The sequence below is a fragment of the Rhizobium sp. WW_1 genome, from assembly GCF_003610155.1.
Taxonomy (GTDB): domain Bacteria; phylum Pseudomonadota; class Alphaproteobacteria; order Rhizobiales; family Rhizobiaceae; genus Rhizobium; species Rhizobium tropici_A.
The window spans coordinates 233,289-247,651 of sequence record NZ_RAIN01000004.1 but is presented as its reverse complement, the minus strand read 5'-3'; the positions used below and the strand labels follow the sequence as shown (position 1 = coordinate 247,651).

Sequence of the window (14,363 nt, the reverse complement as noted above, 5' to 3'; positions counted from 1 at the left end):
GGCGATATGACATCGCCGTTGCTGAAAGCTATATGTCAATTTGAGGTCTGTGCGCGGACCGGCGCTTCCGCCATGCGTGGCGGGAACGAAAGCCCCAGATAACCGCATTGTCAGGCCAGATGCGAAGCCATTGCGGATCTGTATTAAAACTTGCGTCCTCCGGCTCAGGTCAACGCAGCACCATCAGCGACCTTAGACCCCACGCACTCGAACGCCATTACCGTCGCAATCAATGTAATTAACGTGTGAACTATATTGACAAACGTGCTGGTCTGCATCAACCTTAATATTTGAATAATTGGTTCAAATAATGAACCTAAACGGGAACAGATCAATGACTGCTATGCTCGGCTTTGCCGACCTCATTTTTGAGAATGGACGAATCTATACTGTCGAACCGGCCCAGCCATGGGCCGAAGCTCTTGCGATCAAGGACGGTCGCATCGTGGCCGTCGGGAGGTGGGCCGAGATCGAGGCTCTGAAAGGCGCGGAGACGCAGGTCATCGATCTCGAGGGAAAAATGGCGATGCCTGGCTTCGTCGATGTCCACAATCACATCATGATGGGCGGGCAGGCGGATCTGTTCGAAACGCAGATCCCGGCCGGTGCCTCGGTCGATGCGATCTGCGCCCATGTGCGCGCCCAGGCCGAGATCGTGCCGCGAGGGCAATGGATCGTCGCCAATCAATGGGGCGCCGACATGATTACGGCGCTGAATAGCGAGGCTTCGCTCAGGAAGCTCGATGACGCCGGCTGTGGCCATCCCGTACTGCTGCGCGACGAAACCATGCACAATCGCTGGGTCAACAGCGAGGCGATGCGGCTTGCCGGCATTTCCGACAACCAGCCCGATCCGCCGCAGGGCTCCTTCGGCCGTGACCCCTCAACCGGCAGGCTCACTGGCTTGCTGATCGAATCTGCCGCCGGGATCGTCGAGCGGACGGCGGCGGAAGCTTTCACCGAAGAGATGGGCGAGGCCGCCGTGGCGCGCGCCATCGAAATCGTCAATTCCTACGGCGTGACCGCTTTCCAGGACGCTGCTTCGGTTTTGCCGATCATGAAGGCGCTGAAGCATCTTGATACCAAGGGCAAGTTGACCGCCTGGGCCGTGACCTCGCTCCCGCTGATTGAGCCGAGCTTCATGTTCGGCCTTTCGGGTGATGCGCTTCTGGCTTTGCGCGATGAATATCGCAGCGCACATGTGAAGCCGAATTTCACGAAGATCTTCCTGGATGGCGTCCCCGGTGCTCGCACGGCCGCCTTCCATGATGCCTATGTCGCCGACGCGGCCCATCCGGAGGGCTATCGCGGCGAAGTCTTGGTGAGCTATCCCGATCTCGTTCGCCATATCGACAAGTCCGAAAAGCTCGGCATGGGCCTGAAGATCCATTGCACCGGCGACTACGCCGTGACCGAGATGCTTGATGCGGTCGAGGCCATCAGGCACTTCAACGGTCCGACCGATATCAAGCACCATATCGCCCATGCGAGCTATATCCGGGATGAGGATGTCAGCCGTTTCGGCCCGCTCGGCGTCGTCGCCGATCTCTGCCCGATGATCTGGTATCCGACGACTTTTCTGGAGGGTCACAAGGAGGCGATGGGCGAAGAACGTGCCACGCGCTTCTGGCCGATTGCGAGCCTGAAGGCGACCGGCGCACTGCTCGCCGGCGGTTCCGACTGGCCGGTCATTCCGATCCCCGATCCGTGGAACGGCATCGAGGGGATGGTGACGCGGCAGAATCCGTCCGGCGCCTTTCCGGGCGTCTCGCTCTGGGCGGAGCAGGCGATAGATCTTGCCTCGGCGATCGAGATCTACACTCTTAATTCGGCCAAGGCGATGCGGATTGACGAGGAGACGGGCTCGCTCGCCGTCGGCAAGTCTGCCGACATCATCGTGCTCGACCAGAACGTTTTCGAGGTGCCGGCCGATCGCATCGCCGACACCAAGGTCTTGACCACCTATTTCTCTGGTCAAGCCGTCTACCAGCGATAGCTGGCGCGGCGAAGAGGAAACGCCGCACATACAAAGAGAGGGAACAACATGAAACTGAGATCCGCATTCATCGTTCTGGGTCTGGCCGCGGCCGGCCTGGCATTTACCGGTTCGTCCGCCTTTGCGGCCGGTCCGACATGCAAGGATGGGCCGATCAGGATCGGCGCCGTCTCCACGGTCACCGGCGTCGTCGATTTTTCCGATGCGCCGAAGGCGACCAAGGCCGTTTTCGAGCAGCTGAACGAGGCTGGCGGCATCAACGGCTGCAAGATTGAATATTCGCTGGCTGATGATAAGGGCGATCCGCAGGTTGCGGCGCAGGCTGCGCGCGACCTGATCGACAACAAGGGCGTCGTGGCGCTTGCGGGCGGGGCGAGCCTGCTCGACTGCGCGGTCAACGCCGGCACTTACAACCGCAACGAGGTGCTTGCCGTTCAGGGCGTCGGCGTCGATCCGCTTTGCTTCAACGCTCCGAGTATTTCCCCCGTCAATGTCGGCCCCTTCACGCTGACGACGGTCATGCTCGATTATGCGACGAAGAACCTCGGGGCGAAGAAGGTCTGTGCCTTCTTCCTGATCCTCGGCGGCACGCAGGAGGCCTATGGTAACGCCGTTGCCGCCTGGCAGAAGATGAGCGGTAACACCATCGGTCTGGTCGACATGACCCTGCCGCCGCAGGGAGACTTGACGCCTTATGTCATCAAGGCGCGCGATGCCGGCTGTGATGCCGTGCTCACGAACCAGGTCGAGCCGGGTGTCGTGCAATGGGTGAAGACCGCCGACGCGCAGAAGATTTCCGGCATCAACTGGCTCTTCCTGGCCCCCGGCTACACCGAGGGTGTCGCCAAGGCGCTCGCCGACAGCAAGCAGCCGGTCTATGTCGGCACCGAATGGGAGCCTTATACCGAAAATAACGAGGCGAATGCCGACTGGATCAAGACCATGGATAAGGCGGGTCTCGCGAAGACCGCCTTCTCTCAGGGCGGCTACCTGGCGGCCAAGGTCATGATCGACACGATCTCCGGTATCGATGGCGAAGTGACCCGTGATGCCGTGACCTCTGCGCTCAAGGAGGGCAAAGAACTGCATTATTCGCTGGCCGGCAGCCCCTATGTCTTCGGCGATGCCCGTGCGCATTCGCCGATGAAGTCGACCAAGATCATGCAGCTCGTCGATGGCAAATGGACCGTCAAGACGCCGGATTGGTACACGCTGGCCAAGGCCAAGTAATGACGCACGTGCCGGTCCTGCCTTCGAAGGGCAGGGCCGGGCGTTGGCTCGACGCGACGACGATCTGATCTGGCGAGGCAAGTTTTGCCCGCTTCCGGAGTTCTGCAATGAACGCTCTCTTTACAGCCGCTGTGGCTGGCCTTTCCGCAGGTGGCGCCTATGCCATTCTCGGGGTCTGCGCGATCTTCACCTATCGCCTGGTCGCGGTGGTGAACTTCACCGGCGCCGCGATCGGCGCCACGGGCACTTTCATCATGGTTGCGCTGCACGAAGCCGGCATACCGCTGCTGCCGGCCGTCCTCTTGGGCATCGCTGCCGGTGCGGTTGCCGGCATCTTGATCGGCCTTGTGATGACGACATGGTTTGCCAACGCCAATGCCTCGACGAAGGCGGCGGTGACTGCGGCGCTTCTCGTCGGCATCATCGCGATCGGCCTGCGGCTGACCGGCGGCCAGCATCCGCATAATTTCCCGGAAATTATCGCTGGTTCGGCGTTCCGCCTCGCGGGTGTGGAGGTGACGTGGGCTGCCGTGACGACGCTTCTTCTATCGGTCGTCTTCACCATCGTAACGGAACAGTTCCTCGCCCGCACCCGCATCGGCCTGCAACTACGGGCGCTGTCGCAGCGGCCGATGGCGGCGGAGCTGATCGGCATTCGGGTGCGGCTCCTGGCGCTTGGCGTCTGGGCGGTGACCGGAGCTGTGACCTCCTTCGCGCTGATGATCATCGCGCCGTTGCGTTCGCCGGATTTCGCCTCGCTGAGCCTGCTCGTCGTGCCGGCGCTGGCCGCGGCCCTGATCGGCGCCTTCGCCAGTTTCCGCGCGGCACTTCTCGGCGGCTTGACGATCGGCATATTAGAAGGTGCGGTCAGCGCCATCGATTTTGTCAGCCAATACCGCAGCACCGTTCCCTTCATCGTCATTCTTGCCGTCCTTCTATGGTCGCAGAGAGGAGCCCGCTGGGATGAAGCACGCTAGTTTCCGTGCCGCCATTGTGACGGCCCTATCGCTTGTGGCCGTCGGCGCACTCGTTCTTTTGCTTTTGCCGAAGTACTGGGTGTTCCTCCTGACGGCGGTTTTCATAACGGGCATTGCGCTGCAGAGCCTCGGACTCGTCGCCGGACGCACCGGCATGATCTCGCTCTGCCAGATGTCCTTCGCCGGCGTCGGCGGCTGGGTCACGGGATATCTGAATGTCATCGAGGCACCGGGCGGTCTTGTCGTCTGGATGATCATCGGCGGTTTGGCGGCCGTACCTGTCGGCATTGCCATCGGTCTGCCGGCGTTGCGACTGCGCGGCATCAACCTTGCGATCGTCACCCTCGGCTTCGCCGCGGCCTTCGATACGGTGCTCGCGACGATCACCTTTCCGGGGCAGACGACGTTTACGCAGGTCGTCCGTCCCGCGCTCTTCGAGAGCGATTACGGCTTTTTCATCTTCGTGCTTCTCACCTACGGCGTGATCGCCGTGGCGCTCGAGTTCGTCAGCCGCTCGCGGCTCGGCGCGTCCTGGCTCGCTGTTCGGCATTCGGAGCGGGCAGCGGCGGCGCATGGGGTTTCGATCCCGCGGGCCAAGCTCAGCGCCTTCGCCATCAGTGCGTTCATTTCCGGTGTGTCGGGCGGTTTGCTCGCCGGCTATCTCGGGACGCTGGTATCTGAAAACTTCTCGATGATGCAGTCGCTTTCGCTCTTTGCCGTGGCGACGATGGTGGGCGCGCATTTCACCCTTGGAGCCGTCATCGGCGGCATATTGATCACGCTGTTTCCGGAACTTCTGCGCCGACTCAACCTGCCGCAGGATGTCGGCAACGTCTTCTTCGCCATCGGTGCCGTGCATGCCCTTTCTTCCGGCGAGACGATCAGCGAGACCTGGGCGCGGCTTGGGCGCAAATTGCTGCCCAAGCGCCGCGCGACCGCTACCCATAGCCAGCCGGGCCGCCTTCCGGCTGCTGCTATCCATGAACAGGGACTGGCGTTGGAGATCGGTAATCTGACGGTCCGCTACGGTGCTGTCGTTGCCCTCGACAAGGTCAATCTGCAGGTGCCTGCCCGTACCGTCGTCGGCCTCGTCGGGCCGAATGGCGCCGGCAAGTCGACCATGGTCGATGCGATTGCTGGATTTCTCGCTCGGTATGACGGTTCGATCAAGCTGAATGGAAAGGCACTGGAGGGGTTCTCGGCAACCAATCGCGCTCGGCTTGGCATTCGCCGTACCTGGCAGACCACGCGCATCGCGCCGGAACTGAGTGTCGGAAACTATGTGCGGCTCGCTGCCGGCGCGATCAGCGACGACGAACTCTCCGCCATCCTGCAATGGTTCGATTGCCCGCCTGCCCACACGCCGATCGCCTCAATCGACGCAGGTACGCGCCGGCTGCTCGATGTCGCCGGCGTCGTTGCTTCCCGCGCCCCAGTCATCCTTCTCGACGAGCCAGCCGCCGGCCAGTCCTATGCCGATGCCGTGAAGCTCGGCGAGCGCATCGCCGCAATCCCGGAGACTTTCGGCAGCGCGGTGCTTCTGATCGAGCATGACATGGATCTCGTAAGGCGGGCCTGCTCAGCGATCACCGTGTTCGATTTCGGACGCGTGATCGCCAATGGCGCGCCGCAGAGCGTTCTCGCCATGCCGATCGTCCAGAAAGCCTATATGGGCATCGAACTCGAGGAGGCGGCCGAATGACTGCGCTTTCCATCAATGGCCTCGTCGTCAATCGATCCGGGATTCCAGTCGTTCGTGGCGTGGATCTTAGCGTATCGAGCGGTGAGATCAGCGTGCTACTCGGTTCGAACGGAGCGGGCAAGACGACGCTGCTCGAAAGCCTCTCGGGGATCATTTCAGCTGCGGCCGGCTCGGTCTCACTGGATGGCGCGGAGCTTTTGAAGCTGCGGGCGGGCCTGCGCGCCCGCGCCGGTATCAGCCATGTCGAGCAGGGCCGTACCGTCTTTCCTGAAATGACGACCGAGGAAAATCTCAAGGTGGCGCTCAATCCGGCGGCGGATCTCCAGGAGGCCTACGATCTGTTTCCCGAGCTGCTGCAGCGCCGCAATATCAAGGCAGGCATGCTCTCCGGCGGCGAGCAGCAGATGGTCGTCATCGCCCGTTCGCTGCTGACACGGCCGAAGGTGATTATGATCGACGAAATGTCGTCGGGTCTGGCGCCCGTCATCGTCAGCCGCCTGATGCGGGCGGTGAGGCAATTGGCAGACGCTGGCATGGCGGTCATTCTGGTCGAGCAGTTTGCGGCTCTGGCGCTTGCGATCGGCGATCGTGCCTATGTGCTGCGCAGAGGCGCGATCGTCTATGATGGCGATTGCACTGCGCTCGCAGATGATCCCGCGCAGCTCCATCGCCTCTATCTCGGCGATGCCGCTGCCTGACGAAACACGAGTATTTGGCAAAATCTTAAAGGGGATGCGATTGGCGATCGCATCCCCCATTCCTTTGAAACATCTTCGATGCTTTGCTGTTCAGCCGCCGAAGCTGCCTGCCTGGGTCGGCACATGCACGTAGTTGCGGTCGAAATAGAGCAGTGCGTGTCCGTCCTTGCGACTGCGTATATCCATCACCTCGCCGATGAAGATATGGTGCGTGCCGACGAGGCGCGCTTCCGTCAGCCGGCAGTCGAAGGAGACGATGGCATCGGAGAGCGCCTGGCTGCCGGAGCGGAAGTTGACCCATTCCGCCGCGGCGTAGCGCTCCTCCATGTCGGCGCGCTGACCGGCGAAATAGCCGGCCAGTTCCTTGTGCTCCTGCGTCAGGACATTGACGCAGAAGCGACGGTTATCGAGGAAGAGGCTTGTTTGCGCCGAGCGGCTGTTCATGCAGACCAGCAGCGTCGGCGGCTCGTCGGTGACGCTGCACATGGCCGTCGCGGTGAAGCCGCCGCGGCCGGCAGGGCCATTGGTGGTAATGACGTTGACCGGTGCGCAGACCCTGGCCATGGCATTGCGGAATTCGGTTTTTGAGAGTTGCTCCTCCATGGCAATGGCCTCATTCGGCGGCATTGCGAACGGGGGAGGTATCGCCTAGCGGCGGAAGCCAGGTGTCTCCGGTCCAGCCGTTCTCGTCGTAGTCGCTCATGCACTGATCGACCAACGCTTCCATCTCCTTCAGCCGGCCGCCGCGCTCGGCGCCTTTCAGCACCTGCAGACGAACCTCTTCCGGCGCGCCGGCGTAGTTGAGCTCATAAAGAGCGTGGCGCCCGCCGAATTCGGTACCCGTGGCATCCCAGAGCAGCTTCATGATCTTGATGCGCTCGATATGACCCATGTCGTTAGACCCGCGCACATATTGGGCGAGATAGCGGTCGATCTCCGGATTGCCGAAATCCTTGGCCGAAGAGGGCAGGTAGATCAGGCCCGAAGCGATGACCCTGCGCACCGTTTCGATGACACGCGGATAGGCCTCCGACATGAAGGTGCGGTAAGAGAGCGCCGCTTCCATGTTCGGCAATACAGCGCCATTGGCCCAGGGCTGCGGGTTGTAGGCCATGGCATTGGAGAAGGACCAGAACATGTGGCGAAGCGCGATGATTTCCCCGAGCGCTGCCTGATTGCCGCGGAAGGCATCGCCACCGGTCGCGCGCAATGCCTTGGCGAGCAGCCCGGCGATGAAGTCGAGCTTGACGGCAAAACGCGTGCAGCCCTGGAAGCAATAGCCGTGCATGAAGCCAGAGGCCGGATGGAAGGAGAGGATCTTGGCTGCGTCACGCAGCACCAGTACATCCTCCCAAGGCACAAAGACATTGTCGAGCACCAGGATCGCGTCGTTTTCGTCGAAGCGCGACGATAGCGGATAGTCGAAGGGATGGCCTACCGTATTCGCCGTCTGCTCATAAGAAACGCGGCAGAACATCTTGATCCCCGGCGCGTTCATCGGAACGATGAACATAACAGACAGCGACGGGTCTTCGGTAACCGTCGCCGAGCTCTGCGCAAGGAAATTATAGTGAGTGAGGGCCGAAGACGTTGCCACCACTTTGGCGCCGGAGACATAGATGCCGGCATCTGTTTCCTTGGTGATGTGAACGAACACGTCCTTGACGGTATCGGCCGGCTTGTGACGGTCGATCGGCGGATTGACGATTGCGTGGTTCATGAAGAGCACGGATTCCTGCGCGCGTTTGTGCCAGGAAAGCGCGTTCTCCTTGAACGGGCCGTACCATTCGGCATTGGCGCCGAGTGTGTTCATGAGGGCCGCCTTGTAGTCGGCGGTGCGGCCCATCCAGCCATAGGACATGCGCGCCCAATCGGCGATAGCGCCCTGCTGTGCCACAAGCTCGGCGGAGGATTTGGCGACCCGGAAGTATTTGTGGGTGTAGCCGCCCGATCCGGTGTCGGTCGGAGAGGTCAGGCGCTCCTTGGTCTTCTCGTTATGCAGCGCGTCATACATCCGCGCCAGCGAGCGGGCGGAATTGCGCATCGCGGGATGCGCCGTCACATCGGCGATGCGCTCGCCGTTGATGTAGACCTCGCGGCCGTCGCGCAGGCTCTCCAGATATTCGGCGCCGGTGAACGGACGGGTCTTGTCGCTACGGTGATCTTCGGCTCGCATCTCGTATTCCTCCCTTGAGACCATGATGAATGCTACGTCCGCCACGTTGTCGCGGCCATGGACAAAGGGGGCAATTCGCTGGTACTTTTTCGGGCATGTCGCAGAAGAACGAGATCCCGAATTTCTTTGTCTATGGCGTACCGAGCCGAGCGCTCGATGTCGGATTTCTGCATGTGGAAACGGTCATGGACCGCAAAACATTGCATTTCGGGCATGTCGCGTCGCATAAACATCCGTTGATGGGGCAGATCACCTATTGGTACAAGGGTGGCGGTCGCTATCGGATAGAGGATCGGACTTGGAATTTTTCCGCTCCGACGATCAGCTTCGTGCCGAGCAACATCATTCATGGATTCGAGGTCGACGATCAGTCCGATGCCATTGTTGTCTCGGTATCGGACGATACGCTGAAGGCGCTGGCGCCTCAGGTGGATCTGAGCCTTGATGTCCCGACTTTTCTGACTGACCGTCCGGAAGACCCCTCCTGGCAGAAGGTCGACGCGTTGCTGCATATGGTGAGCGCGGAGTATCGCGAGCGTGGCGGCCAGAGCGAAAAGGTCATGCTCGGACTGATCGGTGTCGTGCTGTCGCTGATGCACCGGCTCGGCGGCAGTGCAGCGCTGCCGTCGGCCTCGCCGACTGTCTCCCTTGCGCTGGCGCTGCGCAGCGCGGTCGACAGGCATTACAAGAGCGATTGGCCTGTCGGCAACTATGTCGACCTGCTTGCCACGACGCCGCATCTGCTCGATAAAGCAGCGCGCGAGGTGTTCGGCCATAGCGTCAAGGAAATGCTGCTGGACCGGCGGCTGCTGGAAGCCAAGCGGCTGCTGATGTTTACCATCCGCTCGGTCGAGGATATCGGCCGTGAGGTGGGTTTTGAGGATCCTGCCTATTTCTCACGCTTTTTCCGCAAGCGGGTGGGTGAAGCGCCAGCGGCCTGGCGGCGCCGGAATTTGGAGCGGGAGCCTTCGGGTGGCGACGCCGCGTAACAAAGGCCGGTCGCAATCACATGCTCGATATGTCTCGGCCGGTCAGCGTCTTCGGTAGCGTGCGCGGAATTCGCGTGGCGTGCAGTTTTCCCGCTCGTGAAACAGTCGGGAGAAATAAAACGGATCGTCGAATCCGACGCGCGAGGCGATGATTTCGATCTTGTCATCCGTCATCGTCAGCAGTTCCTTGGCATGGTCCATCCGTACGCGAAGCTGAAAACCCTTCGGCGGCAGCCCGACTTCCGCTACGATCTTTCGGCGCAGCGTCGCGGGCGACATCCCGTATTCGGCGGCAAAGGTCGCGATATCCAAGGATTGCATCGCTCTTTGACGAAGAGCCTCGATGATTTCGGCGATATCCGTTCCGCCTTGAGCGGAGGGGGCCGCTTGGCTTGCTTGTCGCGCCGCGAGAATGACGATCTGATGAAGAGCCGCGGCGGCGGAAGCTCTCGACAGGTTACTATCCTCGATGAGGTCGCCGTGGATATTGTTGAAGAGGCGCTGCACGCTGTCGGGATTACGGAGGATGACGAGGGGGGTCTGTTCGCTGATGAGGCGCAGACGCAGGAAGTCTCGCAAGAGCGAGCCTTCGAACAGCGCCCATCGCTCGCTCCAGCCTTCGCTGTCGGGGCCGTATGAGTGCGGGCGGTTCGGGAAGAGCCAGAAAAGCGCCGGCCCCTTCACGCTTCTGCGACCGGCGGCATCTGTTTCAAGGAAGCCCTGGCCGCTTTCGACGAGAACTACCGCATAGCCAGGCAATTTCCGCGTCTTGACAGCATGCATGGAATGCTGCCTGCCGCTGCCGGTGACGGCCAGTCCTCCGGCGGCGGCGAGCGGTGACCTGTAGATGGCATCTGTTGGTTTCATGGTGAGCGAAAAGTCCAGTATGGTTTTCGTCCATGTAGTGAAACATCACCTCCTGTTAGATTCAATGGGCAATCAAATCAAACTATAGGCGAGTGAAATGTCGATTCCCATGCAGGCAATGCCCAGCGGCGAGCGCGCGCTCAACCTTGTCGCCAATGGAAAGGTTCTTTCGAGCGCGGCCAACCGGCTCGGCTTTCTGACCCCGACCGATCCGGGAGTTGGTGTCGAGGCGATCCGCCATCTCTACGAGGAGAATGGCTATGTCTGGCTCAAGGGGTTCCTGCCGCGCAATGACGTCATCGATTTCAGGGGTTGGGTCTTCGGCCACATGGCAGCAACAGGGCTGATCAAGAAGGGAACGGACCCAAGGGACGGGATATCATCGGTCTCCGTGCCCGAAGGCAGGCAAGTTGATCGATGCTTGATGTCGCTCGTGCGATCGGTCGCTTACGAGGGCTTTTGCGCGCAGCCGCGCATGTCTCGCTTCATGGACGAATTCCTGTCGGGCATTTCCTATCTGCACAAGCGCAAGATCATGCGCCATATCCGCCCGGGAACGACGACGGCGACACCGGCTCATTACGATCTGGTCTATCTTCGCGGCGGCACCAGCCGGATCGTAACGGCTTGGATACCGATCGGCGATATTCCCGTCGAAATGGGCGGGCTCACCTATCTGGAGGGATCGCATGCGATCGGCCGGCAAATGGAGCGAGAGTTTGCCGAGAAGAATGCCGATCTCAGCCCCGAGGAGCGTGTCAGCGCTTTCAATCGCAACATGACCGAGGGCGGCTGGGTTTCGAAGGATCTGCCCGATATGGCGGAACGCTTCGATACGCGCTGGCTGGTCGCCGACTATGAAGCCGGCGACGTCATGCTCCATTCGCCCTTCATGATCCACGCGTCGACCACCAACCAGGACAGGCAGCAACGCTTGCGCCTATCCACCGACATTCGCTATCAGAATGTCGAGGACGAGATCGATGCCAGGTGGAACAACCACTGGACGCTCGGCGACATGCTGTGACTGGAGTTCGATCTCGGCAGCGCGCTCTGTCTGGTGCTTGTCTCAGCTGTGATCGTTCAAGATGCGTTCTATTTCCTCGACCCGGTCGCGCCGGCGCGAGAGGCGCTTGCCGATGCGGCCGAACCAGCGCTTGCGCCTGGTCGCCTCGCGGCTCGCCTGGAGATGCTCGATGAACACCTGCTTGACGTCCTCGTTCTCGACGCGGTCGAAAACCCAGCAGAAGGAGACTGGCAGTTTGCCGATACGGAACGATGGGTGGCCGCTTTTGGCGTCTTCGATGATGATCTCTTCGAGAACGATCTGATCCCACATCTCAGGATTGTCGCGGCATCCTTGCTGCCAACGTTCGAGCAGACGCGCGGCGCCTGGCGTGTCATTAATCAGGATCGTTCCGCTGAACAGCCGATCATCGGCATCGTAGTAGGCGGCGATATCGCAATCGAATCCGCCCAGCGCCGGCCAGGGATCGCGATGAAAGACGGCGTCGACATCGACGTAGAGCAGCGGCCCGCGAAGCCTTGTTCTTTCCTTGAGCAGGAAGACGGGCTTCAGCCCGGCATTCTGCACCCAACTGCCGGCACTCGGCATCGCGGTCGCCTGAACGCTCAATCCGATGCGTTCGGCAGAGAGAACCATGCGATCCTTCTCATGCTCATAGATGCTGTCCTTGGTAAAAAAGGCGACAATCGAGCCGTTGCTGTTTGCAGCCCTCGATCGGCGTTCGATCAGGTCCGGCTCTGCCGGAAACGGGATAATCAACGCGCGCTGCTGCGGCGTCCAGGGGCGAACCTTATTCAGGATATTCAAGAGGCACCTTCGGGGTTTGTGGATTTCTATCGAATATCCGCCACCACAGCCCCCGAAGCGTTGCGGACGAGATTGAGAAATCAGGTGAGTCTGGCATTCTGCCCGTCCGATTGCGGAAACGCCGCGCCCCTGGCGTCCGCACCGGATTGGCAAATCGTTTGTTCTTCGCTAATCGAGTGTCATGTCCGATAACATCATCAAGTTTGAACGTCGTCCCAAACCCAAGCCGCCGAGACAAACACCTCCTTGGCTCAAGCGTCTGTTGGCGATCTTGGCCGTGATCGCGTTTTTCCTAGCAGCCTTTGCTTACTTTACGCTGAAAGGCGGCGCAGCCGGCCCGACACTCTGAACCACTCCTGATCGATTAAGATCATGAGCCGATTTCTTGGTCACCCGATCGAGATCTCGGGACGGCGACTGTTTTGATTTGCCCGCTTTGCGGCCGCATTATGGCCTTCGATGGCCGATCCCCAGCTTTAGAGTCTAATCTTCCCCCTCAAGCCCAGAACCTCGTTAAGCACGGTTTGCAATGTATCTTTTTCGTAAAGGAGCTGAAACTTGGGATGGGTTTGTTCGATAGATTATAAAATCTATAGAATATAATTGCACCGGGTTGGAATCTTCATCCTTGTGCTCGGCGGAGGACAAGGCAAACCGGGAGATATCGATGAGCGATGCAAGCAGGGAAACTTTGAAATTCGCCTATTGGGTACCGAACGTATCAGGTGGATTGGTCATCTCGGATATCGAGCAACGAACGAGCTGGACGATCGAATACAATCGCAAGCTTGCCCAGATCGCCGAAGCCAGCGGTTTCGATTATGCGCTAAGCCAAATCCGATTTACGGCCGGATATGGCGCTGAGTATCAGCATGAATCTGTAGCCTTCAGTCATTCGCTTCTGGAGGCGACGACGAAACTGAAGGTGATCGCGGCAATCCTGCCCGGTCCGTGGGTGCCGGCGCTGGCGGCCAAACAGATCGCTACCATCAACCATCTCACCAACGGCCGCGTCGCCGTCAACATCGTCAGCGGCTGGTTCCGCGGCGAGTTTCATGCCATCGGCGAACCCTGGCTCGATCACGACGAACGCTATCGCCGCTCTGAAGAGTTTATCCGCGCCTTGCGCGGCATATGGACCGAAGATAGCTTTACCTTCCGTGGCGATTTCTATCGCTTCACCGATTATTCGCTGAAGCCAAAGCCGATCGACCCTCAGCCGGAAATCTTCCAAGGTGGCTCGTCGCGCGCCGCGCGTGACATGGCCTCCCGGGTTTCCGACTGGTATTTCACCAATGGCAATACGCCCGAAGAGATCGCCAGGCAGGTGGATGACATCCAGTCCAAGGCAACGGCCAACGGCCATCATGTACGCGTCGGTGTCAACGCCTTTGCCATCGTCCGCGATACCGAGGAAGAGGCAAAGGCAGTGCTTGCCGAGATCATCGAAAAGGCCAATCCCGAAGCGGTCAAAGCTTTCGGTCACGAAGTGAAGAATGCCGGCAAGGCTTCGCCTGAAGGCGAGGGCAACTGGGCGAAATCCAGCTTCGAGGATCTCGTGCAATACAATGACGGCTTCCGTTCCAATCTGATCGGCACGCCGCAGCAGGTGGCCGAACGCATCATCCGGTTGAAGCAGGCCGGCGCGGACCTGATCCTGCTGGGCTTCCTGCATTTTCAGGAGGAAGTGGAGTATTTCGGAAAGCATGTCATTCCGCTGGTCCGCGCCCTTGAAGAATCCAAGGAAACCGTTGCCGTGGCGGCGGAATGATGTCTCCATAGTCGTCCGTTTTTAACGTTACCTGACCAATGTTTGCTGAGGGCGGGTGCCATTGACGATGGTGGCCGCCCTTTGCTCCTTGCTCGCTCCGGGCCTGAAATCCCAAACGTGATT

The 14,363-nt window shown here is 60.3% G+C and carries 13 protein-coding genes; 9 read left to right on the top strand and 4 right to left on the bottom strand.

Annotated elements, in window-relative coordinates; all coding sequences use genetic code 11:
* The first annotated feature begins 334 nt into the window (after nucleotides 1-334).
* From BJ928_RS14265 to BJ928_RS14245, 5 genes are all read left to right on the top strand, one after another.
* Nucleotides 335-1,996 carry an amidohydrolase gene (locus BJ928_RS14265; protein ID WP_047629999.1) on the top strand — a complete coding sequence of 554 codons (1,662 nt, stop codon included), beginning with the start codon at nucleotides 335-337 and terminating at the stop codon, nucleotides 1,994-1,996.
* A 48-nt stretch (nucleotides 1,997-2,044) separates the two neighbouring features.
* Nucleotides 2,045-3,226, top strand: a complete 1,182-nt coding sequence (locus tag BJ928_RS14260; RefSeq protein WP_047629996.1) for an ABC transporter substrate-binding protein — start codon at nucleotides 2,045-2,047, stop codon at nucleotides 3,224-3,226.
* Between the two features lie 107 nt (nucleotides 3,227-3,333).
* Nucleotides 3,334-4,203 carry a branched-chain amino acid ABC transporter permease gene (locus BJ928_RS14255; RefSeq protein WP_047629994.1) on the top strand — a complete coding sequence of 290 codons (870 nt, stop codon included), beginning with the start codon at nucleotides 3,334-3,336 and terminating at the stop codon, nucleotides 4,201-4,203.
* Nucleotides 4,190-5,905: an ATP-binding cassette domain-containing protein gene (locus BJ928_RS14250; RefSeq protein WP_047629992.1), complete on the top strand. Its 1,716-nt coding sequence runs from the start codon at nucleotides 4,190-4,192 to the stop codon at nucleotides 5,903-5,905. The genes BJ928_RS14255 and BJ928_RS14250 overlap by 14 nt, the downstream gene beginning before the upstream one ends.
* Nucleotides 5,902-6,603, top strand: coding sequence for an ABC transporter ATP-binding protein (locus BJ928_RS14245; protein ID WP_047629991.1), 702 nt, complete (start codon nucleotides 5,902-5,904; stop codon nucleotides 6,601-6,603). Before BJ928_RS14250 ends, BJ928_RS14245 begins: the two co-directional genes overlap by 4 nt.
* 90 nt (nucleotides 6,604-6,693) lie before the next feature.
* On the opposite strand, the gene BJ928_RS14240 is transcribed toward BJ928_RS14245, so the two are convergent.
* Both BJ928_RS14240 and BJ928_RS14235 read right to left on the bottom strand, forming a co-directional pair.
* Nucleotides 6,694-7,206: a flavin reductase gene (locus BJ928_RS14240; protein WP_047630474.1), complete on the bottom strand. Its 513-nt coding sequence runs from the start codon at nucleotides 7,204-7,206 to the stop codon at nucleotides 6,694-6,696.
* A gap of 10 nt (nucleotides 7,207-7,216) precedes the next feature.
* Nucleotides 7,217-8,779 (bottom strand): 4-hydroxyphenylacetate 3-hydroxylase N-terminal domain-containing protein, encoded by a 1,563-nt coding sequence (locus BJ928_RS14235; RefSeq protein ID WP_047629987.1) that lies wholly within the window; start codon nucleotides 8,777-8,779, stop codon nucleotides 7,217-7,219.
* Between the two features lie 95 nt (nucleotides 8,780-8,874).
* Here BJ928_RS14235 and BJ928_RS14230 point away from each other — a divergent pair, with 95 nt between their 5' ends.
* Nucleotides 8,875-9,768, top strand: coding sequence for a helix-turn-helix domain-containing protein (locus BJ928_RS14230; RefSeq protein WP_047629984.1), 894 nt, complete (start codon nucleotides 8,875-8,877; stop codon nucleotides 9,766-9,768).
* Nucleotides 9,769-9,810: 42 nt separating this feature from the next.
* Here BJ928_RS14230 and BJ928_RS14225 read toward each other — a convergent pair whose 3' ends face one another.
* Entirely contained in the window at nucleotides 9,811-10,635 is an 825-nt protein-coding gene (locus BJ928_RS14225; protein WP_047629982.1) for an AraC family transcriptional regulator, read from the bottom strand.
* A gap of 97 nt (nucleotides 10,636-10,732) precedes the next feature.
* Between BJ928_RS14225 and BJ928_RS14220 the strand changes: the two genes are divergently transcribed.
* On the top strand, nucleotides 10,733-11,662 hold the full coding sequence (locus BJ928_RS14220; RefSeq protein ID WP_047629981.1) for a phytanoyl-CoA dioxygenase family protein: 930 nt from the start codon (nucleotides 10,733-10,735) through the stop codon (nucleotides 11,660-11,662).
* 42 nt (nucleotides 11,663-11,704) lie between these two features.
* Here BJ928_RS14220 and BJ928_RS14215 read toward each other — a convergent pair whose 3' ends face one another.
* Nucleotides 11,705-12,469, bottom strand: a complete 765-nt coding sequence (locus tag BJ928_RS14215) for a putative nucleotide-diphospho-sugar transferase (protein WP_052227544.1) — start codon at nucleotides 12,467-12,469, stop codon at nucleotides 11,705-11,707.
* Between the two features lie 181 nt (nucleotides 12,470-12,650).
* Here BJ928_RS14215 and BJ928_RS38815 point away from each other — a divergent pair, with 181 nt between their 5' ends.
* Nucleotides 12,651-12,818 carry a hypothetical protein gene (locus BJ928_RS38815; protein WP_183079409.1) on the top strand — a complete coding sequence of 56 codons (168 nt, stop codon included), beginning with the start codon at nucleotides 12,651-12,653 and terminating at the stop codon, nucleotides 12,816-12,818.
* A 318-nt stretch (nucleotides 12,819-13,136) separates the two neighbouring features.
* Entirely contained in the window at nucleotides 13,137-14,240 is a 1,104-nt protein-coding gene (gene sfnG / locus BJ928_RS14210; protein ID WP_047629979.1) for a dimethylsulfone monooxygenase SfnG, read from the top strand.
* Nucleotides 14,241-14,363: the final 123 nt, after the last annotated feature.